General features: G+C 59.1%; 14 protein-coding genes. 8 read left to right on the top strand and 6 right to left on the bottom strand.

Annotation, left to right across the window (positions count from 1 at the left end):
- Positions 1-7 precede the first annotated feature (7 nt).
- From SZ63_RS09050 to larB, 3 genes are read right to left on the bottom strand one after another with little or no spacing between them, the layout of a single operon-like run.
- The gene (locus SZ63_RS09050) at positions 8-1,297 is read right to left on the bottom strand and encodes a hypothetical protein (RefSeq protein WP_048184438.1); all 1,290 of its coding nucleotides are present in this window, start codon (positions 1,295-1,297) and stop codon (positions 8-10) included.
- A 44-nt stretch (positions 1,298-1,341) separates the two neighbouring features.
- Positions 1,342-1,848: a nicotinamide-nucleotide adenylyltransferase gene (locus tag SZ63_RS09045; RefSeq protein WP_048184436.1), complete on the bottom strand. Its 507-nt coding sequence runs from the start codon at positions 1,846-1,848 to the stop codon at positions 1,342-1,344.
- Positions 1,845-2,618, bottom strand: a complete 774-nt coding sequence (gene larB / locus SZ63_RS09040; RefSeq protein WP_048184434.1) for a nickel pincer cofactor biosynthesis protein LarB — start codon at positions 2,616-2,618, stop codon at positions 1,845-1,847. Before larB ends, SZ63_RS09045 begins: the two co-directional genes overlap by 4 nt.
- 47 nt (positions 2,619-2,665) lie before the next feature.
- Between larB and SZ63_RS09035 the strand changes: the two genes are divergently transcribed.
- From SZ63_RS09035 to SZ63_RS09010, 6 genes are all read left to right on the top strand, one after another.
- Positions 2,666-2,998 carry a hypothetical protein gene (locus SZ63_RS09035; protein ID WP_048184432.1) on the top strand — a complete coding sequence of 111 codons (333 nt, stop codon included), beginning with the start codon at positions 2,666-2,668 and terminating at the stop codon, positions 2,996-2,998.
- 16 nt (positions 2,999-3,014) lie between these two features.
- The gene (gene hisS, locus SZ63_RS09030; protein ID WP_048184430.1) at positions 3,015-4,247 is read left to right on the top strand and encodes a histidine--tRNA ligase; all 1,233 of its coding nucleotides are present in this window, start codon (positions 3,015-3,017) and stop codon (positions 4,245-4,247) included.
- The gene (locus SZ63_RS09025) at positions 4,234-6,036 is read left to right on the top strand and encodes a DNA topoisomerase VI subunit B (protein WP_048184429.1); all 1,803 of its coding nucleotides are present in this window, start codon (positions 4,234-4,236) and stop codon (positions 6,034-6,036) included. Before hisS ends, SZ63_RS09025 begins: the two co-directional genes overlap by 14 nt.
- A complete protein-coding gene (locus SZ63_RS09020) occupies positions 6,029-7,117 on the top strand; it encodes a DNA topoisomerase IV subunit A (RefSeq protein WP_048184427.1) in 1,089 nt (362 codons plus the stop codon). The genes SZ63_RS09025 and SZ63_RS09020 overlap by 8 nt, the downstream gene beginning before the upstream one ends.
- Positions 7,118-7,429: 312 nt before the next feature.
- Positions 7,430-7,738 carry a hypothetical protein gene (locus SZ63_RS09015; RefSeq protein ID WP_048112070.1) on the top strand — a complete coding sequence of 103 codons (309 nt, stop codon included), beginning with the start codon at positions 7,430-7,432 and terminating at the stop codon, positions 7,736-7,738.
- A gap of 270 nt (positions 7,739-8,008) precedes the next feature.
- Positions 8,009-9,190: a glycosyltransferase family 39 protein gene (locus SZ63_RS09010; RefSeq protein WP_048184425.1), complete on the top strand. Its 1,182-nt coding sequence runs from the start codon at positions 8,009-8,011 to the stop codon at positions 9,188-9,190.
- 274 nt (positions 9,191-9,464) lie between these two features.
- Here SZ63_RS09010 and SZ63_RS09005 read toward each other — a convergent pair whose 3' ends face one another.
- Entirely contained in the window at positions 9,465-10,133 is a 669-nt protein-coding gene (locus SZ63_RS09005) for a cyclase family protein (RefSeq protein ID WP_048184423.1), read from the bottom strand.
- Entirely contained in the window at positions 10,106-10,813 is a 708-nt protein-coding gene (locus SZ63_RS09000; protein WP_048184422.1) for an HAD family hydrolase, read from the bottom strand. The genes SZ63_RS09005 and SZ63_RS09000 overlap by 28 nt, the downstream gene beginning before the upstream one ends.
- A gap of 390 nt (positions 10,814-11,203) precedes the next feature.
- Between SZ63_RS09000 and SZ63_RS08995 the strand changes: the two genes are divergently transcribed.
- Both SZ63_RS08995 and SZ63_RS12465 read left to right on the top strand, forming a co-directional pair.
- Positions 11,204-12,418, top strand: a complete 1,215-nt coding sequence (locus SZ63_RS08995; protein ID WP_048184418.1) for a glycosyltransferase family 4 protein — start codon at positions 11,204-11,206, stop codon at positions 12,416-12,418.
- A 5-nt stretch (positions 12,419-12,423) separates the two neighbouring features.
- On the top strand, positions 12,424-13,593 hold the full coding sequence (locus tag SZ63_RS12465) for a glycosyltransferase family 2 protein (RefSeq protein WP_241481313.1): 1,170 nt from the start codon (positions 12,424-12,426) through the stop codon (positions 13,591-13,593).
- Between the two features lie 11 nt (positions 13,594-13,604).
- On the opposite strand, the gene wecB is transcribed toward SZ63_RS12465, so the two are convergent.
- Positions 13,605-14,678 carry a non-hydrolyzing UDP-N-acetylglucosamine 2-epimerase gene (gene wecB / locus SZ63_RS08985; RefSeq protein WP_048184416.1) on the bottom strand — a complete coding sequence of 358 codons (1,074 nt, stop codon included), beginning with the start codon at positions 14,676-14,678 and terminating at the stop codon, positions 13,605-13,607.
- Positions 14,679-14,890 lie beyond the last annotated feature (212 nt).

Below are 14,890 nucleotides of genomic sequence, written 5' to 3'. Positions count from 1 at the left end.
CTCCGGGTTATGAGGGCGGAGGCACAAGATCGGGTATGTCTACCTCCGCATCCCGGCCGGCGAGAGCAGCCGTGCGCGACCGGAGATCCTCGCTTTCGGCAGCATACGAAACCTGCAGCATCTCCCGCTGGCTCTCCGCCCGGGCCTTCGCGGCGGCCTTTGCCTCGGCCTCCCGGCGCAGCCCCGGGAGCGCGGTCGCAAGACGCTGCTCCTCGACAACCACCGGGAGCGCGGCCAGGGTCTGCTGCTCTGCCGCCCGCTTCACCCGGACGTCCCGCTGCTTCTCCAGCGCCTGCTTCATCGCGGCAGGCAGGGTTTCGGCGTCGGAGAAGAGGCGGACTTCGTCCTGGTTCTTGAGAGGGAGTTCCTCCCGCCGGATCATGGCGAGAACGGCCGGCATCGCCTCTTCAGTAGGGCCGACGGGGTCTTTTCCGTCATCCGTATACGCGTCGAGCGCACGGTCGATTGACGCGGCAGCCGTACTATCCCCCGTCTTTTCGGCCACCTTCCCGGCCTTCCGCAAGACATGGACGGCGGTGGTCCGGAGAGTCGCCATCTCCCGTCCGGCCTCCTCGTCCGTGGCATCGAATGCCCGGATCTTCTCCTCGAGCTCCAGCTTGCGGGCATAGTCCGGGCGCTGTTTGAGGGCGGCAAGTTCCTCTTCCGCCCTGTGGATCGCGCTCTCCGCCTCCGCGAGCGCAGCCCCGTATTCCCGCACCTGACCGTCGGCGGCGGCATACTCCTCGCGGATCCGGGAAAGGGTTGCATGCGACTCCCGCACGTCCTCCACCTGCCGGCGGCCGTCACGCGCCCGGGCGAGGGGCTCGTTCATCGTATTGACCTCCCGCCCCAGATCTTTGACGGCTGCCCGCACCTCCTTCATCTCGTCCGGATAGACGGAGGAGAGGTACTTCCCCTGTCCTTTCAGCGCCTTGAGCGATCCCTTCAGGATCTCGGCGGCGGTCGCGTAGAACGTCTCGGGGTCACCGGTTGGCTCGCGGGAAAGGATCTGCGCTGTAGACTTCGTGAATCCCGGAAGCGCTTTTCTCGAGATGTCGCGGAGCCGGGGGTGAACCTCCCCGTCGCCTTCGGCCGTCTCCATCCGGGCGACCGCCTCGCGGAGGCGCTCGAGGGTGCCGCGGATCGCCTCACGCGATGGAGCCGTCGCACCGGAAAGTTCGTGCCCGATCTCCTCTTCACGGGCGTCGAGCCACGCAGGAAGGCCGTCGAACGAGAATTTCAGGCTCTCTTCCTCCGGTTCGGCTCGCCGGAAGAGGTCTCGCAGTTGCTTGAACATGATTCATCTGATTAGGGCGGGCGTACCCATCAGGGTTCCGCCCGTCAGTCGCTCCCCGCGATCCGCTGCAGCCGTTCCACGCCGTGGATCTCGCGGATGACGTCCACCACGGCAGGAGGAACCAGGTGCTCCCAGGGTTCGCCGTCGAGCATCCGCTCCCGGATGACGGTCCCGGAGTGCGTCAATCGTTCGTACATATCAGGGGACTGGACTTCCATCCCCGCCTCGGCGAAGAGCTGCATGACGAGGGGGTTCGATGAGTAGACCGTATCGAACGGCGGTGTCATCGAACGGACGTGGGCGACCCAGAGGGCATTGCGCTGGACGTCCTCGATCGGGATGACGTAGAACGGACAGTCGAGGTCGGCGAGCGACCGGGTGAGCATCAGCACCCGTTCTCCCGCCGTGAAGGGGTTCTCCACGGTATGCGAGACCTGGGCGCTCCCCACCCCGATGACGATCTCGTCGGCGGAGCAGGCTATCCGCTCCAGCACCGACTGGTGCCCGTTGTGGTAGGGCTGGAACCGCCCGATGTAGAACCCGCGGCTCATTCCCGGCTACCCCCGTGCGCGACCTGCGCGGCAAACGCGCCTGCCGTGAACCCGGCGTCGATGTTCACCACCGCAAGCACCGAGCACGACTGGAGCATGCTCGCAAGCGCCGCCTCGCCGCCGCCCATGTAGCCGTAGCCGGTGCTGACGGGGACGCCGATCACCGGGCGGTCGACGAGCCCCGCGACGATCGCGGGGAGCGTCCCCTCCCGTCCGGCGGCCACCACAAAGACGTCTGCCGGGATCAGGTCCTTGAGCGCCGAGAAAAGGCGGTGGATCCCCGCCACCCCGACGTCGTAGGCCGTCCTGACCTCGCACCCCATCTCCTCGGCGATCAGTCTCGCCTCCTCGGCGACGGGGATGTCGGACGTCCCCGCCGTGAGGATGGCGACGGTTCCCCGCCGGGGAGCGGGATTGTTCCCCGTCGAGAGGATGACCGCCCGTGCCGCCTCCCGGTGCTCCATCCGAACCTCCAGCGGCAGCCGGGCCCGCAGGGCGTCGAGATGCTCCGGCGAGACCCGTGTTCCGACGCACCTTCCGGCAGCCTTCACCTGCGCGAGCATGATCCCGGCAAACGCCTCCGGCTCCTTACCTTCGGCGAGCACCACCTCGGGCATCCCGCAGCGCACGCTCCTCCCGGCATCGATCCGGGCCATGCCGTCGAGAACCTCGATGCGGAGCCCTTCGAGGGCACCGGCAGCCTCGTCCTCAGATACCTCGCCGTTACGATACATCCGGAGGATGTCCCTGATGGTGGCATTCGGCAGCATAGTTCGATAACAAAAATAGGGGTGGAAGTATAATATTACTTCATCTCATGTCCTATCTTGCCTACGTCGCAGGCTTCGGCGTTGCCGTCACCGCTTTCCTCTGGCTCCGGGACCTGCGGATATTCTCCCGTACAGGTCTCTCCGGATACCGGAAGGCGGCGTACCTCGGGGTTCCCTTCACGGCGCTCGCCCTGCTGGGCTTCTTCGTGACCGCATACGCCGAAGCGTGGGAGTACCTCGGCCTCGGGCTGGTTCTCCTGGCTCTCTACCTCCAGGGACGGGTCGAGAGGGAGAACGTCTGGCACGGCGAGGGCGCCCGCGAGCGGTTCTTCGGCAGTGCGGAGCGCACAAAAGATAAGGGTTCGCGCAAGAGACTTTAATTCAGGAGAATACCGAATGCTTCAGAAACCACGGGGAACACGGGACTTTTTACCCGACGAGATGGAACGGCGGCGGCTGATCGAGCGGCGGATGCGGGAGGCGGCCCGCCGGTGGGGATACCGGGAGGTCTGCACCCCCGACTTCGAACACCTCGAACTCTTCACGATGAAGTCCGGCGAAGGGATCATCCAGGAGATGTACGTCTTCGAGGACAAGGGCGGGAGAAAGATGACGCTCCGGCCGGAGGTGACCGCGGCGGTGCTCCGGATGTACGTCAACGAGGGCAAGGTGCTCCCGAAACCCCTCCGCTGGTGCTACTTTGCCGACTGTTTCCGCTACGAACGCCCCCAGAAAGGCCGTTACCGGCAGTTCTGGCAGTTCGGCGTCGAGCTGATCGGCGCGGACACGGCGAGCGCCGACGCCGAGGTGATCATGCTCGCTGACGATACCCTCCGGTCGACCGGCGTCACCTTCGATCTCCACGTCGGCCACCTCGCGCCGATGAAGCATCTCCTCTCCGCCCTCGAGCCCGGCGACCAGCGGGCGATCATGGCGTACCTCGACAAGCACGACCCTAACGGGCTCGAAGCGGCGCTGGTCGAGAAGAACCTCACCCATCTTGCCGAACCCCTCGCGGCGCTCGGTGAGTGCCGCACCGTCTCCGAGGTCTTCGAGGTCGCCGGCGACGTCCCGGAGCGCGCGCGGATCGAGGAGACGTTTGCGCTTCTTGATTCTCTGAATATCGACTACCGGCCCGACTTCGGGATCGCCCGGGGGCTCGACTACTACACCGGGATGGTCTTTGAGGGGTTCGCGAAGAACCTCGGCGCGGAGAACCAGATCCTCGGCGGCGGCACCTACCGGCTCGCCCACCTCTTCGGCGGCGACGACGTCGCATCCTGCGGGTTTGCCATCGGCTTTGATCGAGTCGCGGTCTCGATCGGGGAGTTCGAACTCGCGCACGAACCCGTCGTCGGCGTCGTCAGCACGCCGGAAGGACGGGCGCGGGCGCTCGAGGTCGCCCGGGCGTTCCGGGCGGCGGGGATCCGGGCCGAGGCCGACCTGATGCAGCGGGGGATGGGCGCCCAGCTCTCCCACGCCGCAAAGACCGCTGACTTCGCCGCGGTTCTCGGGAAACGCGAGGTCGAGGCAGGCACGGTGACCCTCAAGAACCTCCACTCCGGCGAGCAGCAGGAGAGGAGCCTCGAGGAGGCCATCGCCGAGGTGGCGCGGCATGGTGCTTGCTGAAGACCTGGCGAAGCAGCAGCGGAGCATCAGCGTCGCGGAGTTCTTCGAGAAGAACAAGCATCTGCTCGGTTTCGATTCTCCGACGCGAGGCATCATCACCACCATCAAGGAAGCGGTGGACAACGCGCTCGACGCCTGCGAGGAAGCGGAGGTGCTCCCCGACATCTTCGTCGGCATCAAAAAGGTCGACGCCGAGGTCTACCGGATAACGGTCGAGGACAACGGCCCCGGCATCGTGCCGGAGAACGTCCCGCTGGTCTTCGGGAAACTCCTCTACGGCTCCCGGTTCCACCAGATCCGGCAGAGCCGCGGGCAGCAGGGTATCGGGATATCGGCGGCGGTGCTGTACGCGCAGCTCACCACCGGCATCCCGACGCAGGTCGTCTCCCGGACGGGGGCGAAGGCGAGAGCCCATCGGTTCGAGCTGCTGATCCGGACCGAGACCAACGAGCCGGAGATCGTCAGCCACGAGGAGATCGACTGGGATCGGACGCACGGGACACGGATCGAGATCCAGTTCAAGAGCAGCCTTGCCGCGAAGAAGCGGCTGGTGGACTACCTCCGCCTGACGGCGATCGTCAACCCGCACGCCCGGATAACGGCCGATATCGACGGCGAGATGACTGTCTTCGAGCGGGTGTCGGGCGAGGTTCCGCCGTGCCCGAAACCCATCCTCCCCCACCCGCACGGGATCGAGTTCGGGGCGTTGAAGAGAATCGCCGCCGCGAACACCGGAACCGTCGAGGAGTTCCTCATCGGCAGTTTCTCCAAGGTCGGGAAGAAGACCGCGGACGAGATGATCGCGCTTGCCAACCTCAAACCTACCCGGAAGGTGAACAAACTCGAGTCGGAAGAACTCAAACGGCTCCTCGACGCCATGCAGGCCGTGAAGGTCCCGGCCCCGCCGGCGCAGCAGTGCCTCTCCCCCATCGGGGAAGACCTGATCTGCAAGGGGCTCGAGAAGGAGATCCAGCTCGACTTCATCAAGGCCCGCACCCGCCCGAGCACCGTCTACGGCGGGCACTCGTTCATCATCGAGGCGGCGATCGGCTACGGCGGCAAGGTCCCCCCCGAGGGCACCGCCCAGCTCTTCCGGTTCGCAAACCGCGTCCCGCTCCTCTACCAGCAGGGGGCCTGCGCGATCACGAGCTGTGCCTCCCAGGTGAACTGGAAGAGTTACGGCCTCTCGCAGCAGGGCCTTCCCATGGGGCCGGTGCTGATCATGGTTCACGTGGCGTCCACGAACGTTCCCTTCACGAGCGAGAGCAAGGACGCGGTCGCGTCCATCCCGGAGATCGAGCGGGAGGTCGTCCTCGTCCTCCAGGAACTCGGCCGGGAGCTCAAGACCTATCTCTACCGGCGGGACAAAAAGAAGCAGCAGGACGATCGTGCCCGGGCGATATGCTCGGTCATCCCCGAGATCGCCGCAAAGGTGAGCGAGATCGTGGAACTCCCCCTCGTCGACACCTCCCCGATCGAGGGGAAGATCATGAGGAAAGTCGTCGCGAAGAAGCGGACGGTCGACGGGAAGGTCCGTATCGACGTGAACAACTACACCGCGAAGGAAGTCACCCTCGTCCTCTACAACCTCTCCCGCGATGCGGCGGAGGACGCGGTGCCCCGGCCGGACTTCGTGGACAACATGGACGGAGAATACAACAAGGTCTGGCGGCGCACGCTCGACGCCGGTGAGGCCTGGCATATCGCCTACACGGGTTCTGGCGACGGTTCGGTCGATCTGCGCGGCGTGGAGGACGGCGTGAAAGTGGTGGTGGATCTCGATGTCTAGGGAAGAGATGGATGCGCTGGCAAAAGAGCGGCTCGTCGGTATCGCCCATGCCTGGTACGACCAGATGCGGGACGGCATCGTGCCGTTCATCCGGCTGCCGACGCGGACGAAGCGGAACATCGCGTACGACGACGAAAGCGAAGTCTGGAAGTACGGCGAGAGGGAGAGCACCCGGGCGGCGTCGACCGAGAAAGGCGCGGTCCATCTCCTGAAGATGGCTTACCTCATCGGGTTTTTGAAGCAGCAGCTTGTGGAGAACCGGTCGTCGACCTTGAGAGAGTTGTATTACATCTCCGAAGGCTGGAAGAAGGCGAAGTTCGCCGCCCAGGACGAGAGCAACCTCCTGATCGAGGACCTCGAGATCATCGCCGAGGTGCAGCGTGAGGCCTTCCACCTCCGGCCGGAGGAGGACGGCGCCTCGATCTTCGGCCCCCTGCGGCTCCGGGAGACCACCCGGCGCGGCGTCAAGGAGATGCACTGCCAGGAGGATGTCGGGGAGGCGGGCTACCCCATCCCGAACAACGTCGACAACCTCGAATTCATCGACCACGACGCGAAGTTCGTCATCGCCATCGAGACCGGCGGTATGTACGCCCGTCTGATGGAAAACGGGTTCGACGAGGAGTACGGGGCGATCCTGGTTCACCTCAAGGGGCAGCCGGCGCGGTCGACACGGCGGGTTCTGCGGAGGCTCAACGACTCGCTCGGCCTCCCGGTGGTCGTCTTCACCGACGGCGACCCCTGGTCGTACCGGATCTTCGCGAGCGTCGCCTACGGCTCGATCAAGAGCGCGCATATGTCGGAACTTCTCGCGACCCCCCAGGCGCAGTTCATCGGGGTGCAGCCCTCCGACATCTCCGACTACAACCTCCCGGCCGACCACCTCACCGAGCAGGACGTCAGTGCTTTAAAGGCGGAGCTGACCGATCCGAGGTTTGCAACCGACTACTGGAGGAACCAGATCAACCTGCAGCTCGAGATGAAGCTGAAGTCGGAACAGCAGGCGTTCGCGAGCCGGGGGCTCGACTTCGTGACGAAGGAGTACCTGCCGACGAGGTTGTCGGAGATGGGGATTATCTGATCCGGGAGTTGGAGATTTACTGCCAGGGGACAAGGGGTTTGGGCCACTGGGGGTAACACACTCATTTCCAGTCGTGTTACAGGCCCTTAACGGGCTCGGGCGCCGGGTAGGACAACCCGGCACCCTGTTCCGATGAATTCGCGAAGAGCGGCGTCACGTCTGGCGTCCGCAATGTTACGATCACGAAAGAGGGATTCACTCCCCATCGGAGTTCGTCACCGTTGTTTCGGGCCAGACCAGCGTCATGAACACGGCCCTGAAACTAGAAGACCTGAACGATGACGCCTGCGGACAGCTTCGAAAACAGGTGCCGTGACAAGGTTCGACCCCCTCGACAGCGCCGATTCCGACCCGCCGGCGCCTGCCGCCAGCGGAGATATCGATTTCGCCAAGATTGGGCGTGCTATCGTTCTCGTTGTAATCTTCGGGGAGACCGGGCTACCTGACGGGTTGTGTTACCGGCTGGTCGGGGAGGAGACCACCTCCGCACCCTACTACATGGTCGGCTCCGAGGTATTCGGTGCCTACTCGCACCATGCCATGTCCTCGGTTACAGAACGAAGAGATCATGGCATTTCTGCAGGAGAGCCTCAAATCCTGGATCGATCAGACAATCTTTAGAGCTTACCGGAGTTTAAGACGGTTTCCGAATGGAAATTAACAATATATATTATCTTTCATCCTGAGATTATGTGAAGAAGGGCGTTCTCGTTATTCCAGGGGCTCATCCATGAGGTGGCAACCAGAGTATAGCCAAATCGCGATTGGATTTGCATTTGAAGGTTATTCGGTAGAACGGCAGACACTCTGTTCAAATCGAGGTAAATCCTTGGCTTTCGAATAATTTTGAAATGATTTCAGCCAAGAGATTCTATATTTCAGAACCAGGGCATGGTTATAATGAACTATGAAGGCAACATACTGACAAAAACGAAAAGCGTCATTGCAAAATCTTGGAATGATTATACGGTGTTTATCGCCGTATGTATCGCCTTATACTTACTTCGTCTTCTCATTGCCGTCGTATCAGGGCATCACGGCAGCGACATTACCGACCACCTGGTTGGTGCTCACGGCCTTATCGAAGGAAAATTGTTGTATGTAGATGCGGACTTTTTTTATCCGCCATTACACGCCTATTTTCAGGCATTTCTCCTGAAGACCCTTGGAGACACAATCCTTGTAGCAAAACTCCCTGCCATTATCGGTGATGCAGCGCTGACGTGGGCGTTATATCACATGGGAAAGCGATCAAGCGAAGTTGTCGGAAGGCAGATGGCCTTAGCATATCTCTTGCTGCCCCTCTCCGTTCTCACGTCTGATGTCCTGGGCCTTTTCGATTCGGTTGCCATCTTCCTCATGATACTCGGAATACATTACTTCCTCTATGACTCACTTGTTGCCTCATCGTTCTTCATCGGCTTTGGAGCGATGTATAAATTCTTCCCCTTTTTGGCGGCAATCCCTATGCTGGCTTTCCTTGGAGTAAGAAAAGCCTGGAAGAATACCTTCGTATATGGTGTCATCCTTCTAGGCACCTGTGCCGCCATCATAGCACCCTACCTGTACTTCGATGTCCAGGCAACACTGCAGGATCTTGTATTGACCGGCTCAAAATATCCGGATTCTTTCTCCATTTATAACGTTCTCCCGCTAGAATCCACTACGTTGCCATTCGCTCTTCAAGCAGTTCTGCTCATAGCAGCATATCTAATCATTAAAAAATACGGTCTTTTCGCAGATTGTACTTTTGAAAGCATCGCATTGTTTGTGGCTTTGTTTGTAATGCTCAATAAAAACATTTATCCTCACTACTTTCTATGGGCCTTTCCATTCTTCGCTTACTGGTTCATCTCTAACGAAGAACTTGGAAAACTTACCCTCCTCATGATCGTCGATACCGCTTTGCTCAGTTTATTCTGGCTTAACTACGGTGAACTGGTAAACTCAAACATACTGCTGCCGCTGACATTCCAGGCACTGAACTGGGCTGCAATCGTGTACATTATTTACAGACAACGACAAAAAGTGCAGTTATCCCTACGATCAGAAAAATCAGAAGTAGCAGATTAGTTTACAAAAATTAATCCTCTTTTCAGATCTTTGCGAAGACAACTCCACTCCAGGCATCAAGAGGGGGTAGAAGGTATCCATGCGCCCAAAGGCCGCGAATGCACTGATGTATGCAGGATCGCTACATATCCCTCAAATGGAGTTACTCTGCAGGCGTCATAGATCATCAGTATCTTTCGGCCGGCCGCTGACTACGTTTATGGGGCCTCACTCACCCTCAATAAGATATCGAGCGCCCGGCTTGAGTATTGTTAAGTTACAGAGTCGTACAGGATTAGCCAAACTCCGCGAGCGCCACCGCCGGCACCCCCTCCAGGTCATCGAAGACCGTCGGATAGACTCGCAACGTCCAGGGCTCCTCAAGCAGCCTGCCGTACGAGAGGTCCACGTCCTCGAGCAGGAAGATGTGCGGGGAACCACAGAGAAACGCGCAGTGGGCCTCCGCACCCTCCTCCGGCTCTGCAGGGACGGCGATGGATATGGTGTCTATCCCGAACAGTCTGAGAGCCGGGTTCTCCATGCGGAGGAAGCCCGGAACCTCGTGGTGTACCCAGGGATGCTCCCTCGCGTAGGCATCCGGGTCGCTCTCCCGGAGCCGGCCGCTCCCGGTCCTGATGAAGAGCGCGCGCGATGTCCGGATCGCATCGAGGTGGGGAAGGAGGTCGTAGATCCGGATCGGTTCCGCCCCCGTCTTCGGGAGCGCGATGCACCGCGCGGGCTCAAAGACCGCCTCCGGGGCGAGAAGAGACCTGACCGAACCTCCGCCCGGGCAGAAATGCCGGGGGAGGTCGATATGCGTCCCGGCGTGGCTGGAAAAAGAGATCCGGCTCTTCTCCTCTGCGTCGCCTCCTTCAAAGGAACTCGTGCGGGTGATCGTGAGCGGTTCCGTTCCGGGGTAGAGCGGCGCGGCCCGGTTCAGGGGGTACGAGATCGGGATGAGCATACACTCCCCCGTAGATACTCCCGGAGTTCATGAAGGTTCTCCACGATCCCTTCCACCCCCGGCCGACCGATAAACCGGTTCGGATCGCCGGGCGGGATCCTCGCCACGAACCGAACGCCGGTCGCGCGGGCTGCATCCCAATCGTTCGGGGCGTCGCCGACGAAGAGGGCCTCATCTGGCGCGGCACCGGTCTCTTCGAGGATCTCCCTGATGCACTCGGCCTTCGTCTTCGGCGAGCCGTAGATCCGGACGAAGTACTTCGTGAGATCCCGGCGGCGGGCGATCTCCTGCATCTCGCCCTCCGGGGTCGCGGAGACGATGTAGAGCGGGAGTCGCCGGGAGCAGTCCCGGAGGAGAACCTCTGCGCCACGGACGCACGGCACGGTGAGCATGGATTCAAAGATCAGTCCGACGTACTCGTCCGCGAGCCGCCCCTCCTGTTCGCGAGTCAGTTCTTCGTGGAGGATGTTTGCGTAGATGTGGCGGAATTTGTCGTACCGGGACATCCCGCCGTTCTCGAGGTGGAAGGCGATGATCTCGTCGAGGTGTTTTGGAGGCGCAAAGGAGAAGATCTTACGGAACGCGGCGGTCTTTAAGGGGAGGGATTCGACGACGACGCCGTCGAAGTCGAGAATGAGGGTGGTGAGGGGACTGCCCGGTATTCTGCTGCATCTTTTCATGGTATCGGTTCCCGTTAGATCTTATGGAGTATGGTTATTTCCCGGAGATCGCGATATGCATTGTGGTAACCCTCGAGGAACTGCGCACCCAAAACCCGTCGGAAAAGGGTACTCATCTTCACGCTGTGGAGTTTGATGTGATAAGCGGTGGCGACCTTCAAGAGGTCCAACCATCCTTGCAATGTTCTGTGCCGGCAATTTATCCTGGATTGTCGGATGCCTGGATATCTGGAATTCCCAGATGAACGACCGCAGACGTCTCTCAGTAAGTCGAGAAATAATGTCGGAGGCTAAACTCAACCAGATATCTGTTTTTCACGGGCTAAACTCCCTGAACGGCAGGAATAGTGTTATGTAGGATCTCCCATAAGTCTGTACTGGAGTTTTACGATGAAGATACTCATGGTGGCCGGCGACAACCCTCATGCAATTAAAATCGGAGGGAAACATATCCATCTGCTACTGCTTGAGAAGGGGCTCACCTCCCTGGGTATCGAGGTGGATACGGTTTATCCCCGATTTCCGGATAGTCGGGTTGCACGATACCTCGAATACATCAAATGGGGACTGTTATCAGGCGATCCAGCTCAATTTATCCCTCCGGACAAACTCCAGGTCACTTCCATTGTAAACCAACTGCAAGCAGCCCTGTCCTCCGTCGATCTCAATGCCTATTCAGCGGTTCATTGTCACGACGTCGTCTCAGCATACGCGTTTCACCAGGCGTTTCCCCACGCGGCATTGCCAAAAATACTAACGCTTCACGGTTATTTTGCACGCGAAGCCGTTGATTACTCCAAAATCCGGACGGAAAAGGCAAGGAGGATGTTCTTCGACTTTTGCGCCGCTGTTGAAGAGGACGGTGTTCACTGGAGCGATCGAATAATCTGCGTGGATACCAGGCTCAGGGACTATGTGAGCGGCGCCTCCTTCGGGTACCCCTCTGTACGCACATCGGTCATCCCGAACGCCACGGACACCGATCGATTCTGTCCTGTTCCGGCGGGCGAGCTGATTCGAATACGCAAGGAGGCCGGTTACCGGGAGGACCAGTTTATCATCATCGTACCCCGGCGCCTCGTCCCAAAGAACGGTGTGCGGTTTGCCATCCAGGCAATGAAGCACATCCCGGACAAAGACGTGAGACTGCTGATCCTCGGGGACGGACCTCAGTATCCTGAACTGGCCGCACTGGCGCAGGGAGATGCAAGGGTGGAGTTCCTTGGCGCTGTGCCTCACGATTCCATCGGCAGGTATTACAGCATTGCGAGCGTCGTCCTGATCCCTTCGATCACGTCGCACGGTGTCCAGGAAGCCACTTCGCTCTCCATGCTGGAGGGAATGGCCTGTGAAAAGATCGTCATATGTTCGCGCATCGGCGGCATGCAGGAGGTCCTCCAGGATGGCGTGACCGGGTTCCTCGTATCCGAGCAGAGCCCGGAAGAGATCGCCGGCAGGATAAACAGCATCCTCAAAGGCGATGTTGATACCGGGTTGATGGGCCGAAGGGCGCGGCAATACGTCGTTGAGCATCACTCCTATGTCCCGCACGCGGTGACGGTCAGGAACGTTTATGAGGCCGCCCGTTCCATCCGGCAGGAGTGAGGAGGATGTCAAATCCCCTTGTTTCCATCCTGATGCCCACGTACAACGATGCTGAGTATATTACAAGCGCCATTGATTCTGTTTTCGCTCAGACCCACAGAGACTGGGAGTTGCTCATCATTAACGATGGTTCATCTGATGACACCGGTGAGAAGATCATCCCGTATCTAAACGATCCCCGAATCCGCTATCACAAGCAGAAGCAGAATTCCGGCCAACTCAATGCTCTCTATACCGGCAGTCAGTCGGTTAAAGGTGATTTTGTCACCCTGCTCCACTCTGACGATGCATTCAAATCGAAAGACTCTCTGGAACGCCTCGTGCAGTATATGGAACGTCATACCTGCGACGGTGTCTTCGCGGATATCGCCGTGATGGACGGTGAAGGCGAGAACCGCAACACCCTGAAGACGATCTCAACCGTAGAGCAGGAGACCGTAGCTACGCTTCTTGCGTTGCGTGGCTCCAACTGTGTGTCAGACGTCTTCTTCGTCAGATCTGATGTTTTCTTCTCAAACGTGGTTGAGAGATACATTCAGTGGAACATGCCCTACTGGCTCCTCAACGGTCAACAGGGGATGGGTGTCTTGGATTTGCACAAGGTTGAGCCATGGTATCTCTATCGGGTATATAAGGGCAACTACATCCATTCCGATGCCGGAAAATTTGAGGCAAGCAATGGTTGTCTGAGATCCGTCCTTGAAATCGCAGAACATTACGACATCACCGGGTACTCGATCTCAAGAGCCCTGGCTTTCCTTTCAATAAGATTATTCCACCGTCCGTTCGTGCTCTATAGCACTCGGCCCTATTCGCGGCCCTATGACGGACTGGTCCGTTCTGTCCTTCAGTGCTACTATGGGGACGACGAGCTGGAGACAGACCCCTATCTCTCATCGGTGCTTGCGTTCTATTCGCACTTCCCTTCAAAGCGGAAGATATACTTGCCCCCGGAGGTGCTCGATAAATGCAAGACCTGGTATACAGGAAAGGACGCGAGATTGTTTCACGCTGCAATGCGCAGAGGTGCTCTGGACCCTCTCTACGATCACCTTCTCAGGGAGGCACGACTTGGGTTCGGCAATATCGTGGTATCCGATGAACACCATCAAGAGTTGCTCCATGCTGCTCTGAAGTTCCTGAATCTCCGGGCAACAATCTCCCTCACGGAATAAATGCCTCGACTTCATCCATTACGGATGAAATCGAGAGTATGCTGCGCAGCACGCCCGTCTCCGAAGGGATTCGTCCAGTTTGCCTCTCCCTCAAGCATGATCTCGACTGCCTGCAGGATCTCCTTAGGAGTTATACCTGTAAGGATATTTGATCCAACCTCGATCGTCTCCGGTCTCTCGGTATTCTCACGCAGGGTGACACAGGGTACCTTTAAGATGCAGGTCTCTTCCTGCACGCCTCCGGAATCGGTCAGGACCAGACGTGCATTCGCTTCTAGGACTAAAAACTCCAGAAAGCCGGTGGGGGGGATGATGGTAACGTTGTGCGGTACTTCGAGTTGGTACTCCTGCATTCTCCTCTTTGTTCTCGGGTGTACGGGGAAAACGATCGGCATCAAGTATTCCTCGTGAAGCGCCTCCAGCGCTTTGAGAAGGTTGCGCAGCCGGAATCTGTCGTCAACATTCTCCTGCCGATGGGCGGTTACCAGAAAATACTTCCCCCGCTCGAGGCAATACCTGTCAAGTATGCCCCGGTTATCTTCTGCAATCTGAAGATTTTGTTGCACGGAGTCGACGATGGTGTTCCCGGTGACGTATACCTTGTCGGCGGGGATCCCTTCCTGGACGGCGTTATCCCTCGACTCCCGGGTCGGCGCGAACAGGTATTCGGACATATGATCGGTGAGGATCCTGTTAATTTCTTCAGGCATCCTCCGGTCATGGCTCCTGAGTCCGGCCTCCACATGCCCGACATCGATATGCAGTTTCACCGCCGCCAGAGCTCCTGCAAGGACTGTATTCGTATCTCCCTGGACCAGCACCGTGTCCGGTTTCTCTTGCAAGAAAACACTCTCCGTTCCGGTGAGGATTTTTGCGGTCTGCTCACCATGGCTCCCCGAACCCACGTCCAGATGAAACTCCGGCACGGGCAACCTCAACTCTTCGAAAAATATTTTGTCCATATCATAGGAATAGTGCTGTCCGGAATGAACGATGAAGTAGTCTGCCCGCCTCTCCCTTAACAGCCGGATTATCGGGCTCATCTTGATAATCTCCGGCCGGGTCCCCAGAACAACGGCAATCATATTCTTATCTCCGGTTATGGATGTCACAGGGTAGCTATGTGCATATCTCAACCTATCAGATACGTTCTCGGACAGCTCGCACCGTCGAGGTTACTCAACAGGGGATTGGGCCCCGTTACCCCGAATAAGTGGCCCAGGGATGAATCCATACCAGGCGGGAATGGATCCATCTACACGATACAAGGATTTTCGTGCCCCTCTTCCTGCATCTG

It is taken from the genome of Methanoculleus sediminis (assembly GCF_001017125.1).
Classification (GTDB): Archaea; Halobacteriota; Methanomicrobia; order Methanomicrobiales; family Methanoculleaceae; genus Methanoculleus; species Methanoculleus sediminis.
The sequence above is the reverse complement of the archived record's forward strand: the minus strand, read 5'-3'. Positions and strand labels throughout refer to the sequence as shown.

Coding starts and splice junctions, on each gene's coding strand:
- larB (WP_048184434.1), bottom strand. CDS start 2,618: ATGCTGCCGAATGCCACCATCAGGGACATCCTCCGGATGTATCGTAAC.
- SZ63_RS09000 (WP_048184422.1), bottom strand. CDS start 10,813: ATGAAAAGATGCAGCAGAATACCGGGCAGTCCCCTCACCACCCTCATT.
- SZ63_RS08995 (WP_048184418.1), top strand. CDS start 11,204: ATGAAGATACTCATGGTGGCCGGCGACAACCCTCATGCAATTAAAATC.
- SZ63_RS09045 (WP_048184436.1), bottom strand. CDS start 1,848: ATGAGCCGCGGGTTCTACATCGGGCGGTTCCAGCCCTACCACAACGGG.
- SZ63_RS09050 (WP_048184438.1), bottom strand. CDS start 1,297: ATGTTCAAGCAACTGCGAGACCTCTTCCGGCGAGCCGAACCGGAGGAA.
- SZ63_RS09025 (WP_048184429.1), top strand. CDS start 4,234: ATGGTGCTTGCTGAAGACCTGGCGAAGCAGCAGCGGAGCATCAGCGTC.
- wecB (WP_048184416.1), bottom strand. CDS start 14,678: ATGATTGCCGTTGTTCTGGGGACCCGGCCGGAGATTATCAAGATGAGC.
- SZ63_RS09010 (WP_048184425.1), top strand. CDS start 8,009: ATGGTTATAATGAACTATGAAGGCAACATACTGACAAAAACGAAAAGC.
- hisS (WP_048184430.1), top strand. CDS start 3,015: ATGCTTCAGAAACCACGGGGAACACGGGACTTTTTACCCGACGAGATG.
- SZ63_RS09005 (WP_048184423.1), bottom strand. CDS start 10,133: ATGCTCATCCCGATCTCGTACCCCCTGAACCGGGCCGCGCCGCTCTAC.
- SZ63_RS09020 (WP_048184427.1), top strand. CDS start 6,029: ATGTCTAGGGAAGAGATGGATGCGCTGGCAAAAGAGCGGCTCGTCGGT.
- SZ63_RS12465 (WP_241481313.1), top strand. CDS start 12,424: ATGTCAAATCCCCTTGTTTCCATCCTGATGCCCACGTACAACGATGCT.
- SZ63_RS09035 (WP_048184432.1), top strand. CDS start 2,666: ATGTCCTATCTTGCCTACGTCGCAGGCTTCGGCGTTGCCGTCACCGCT.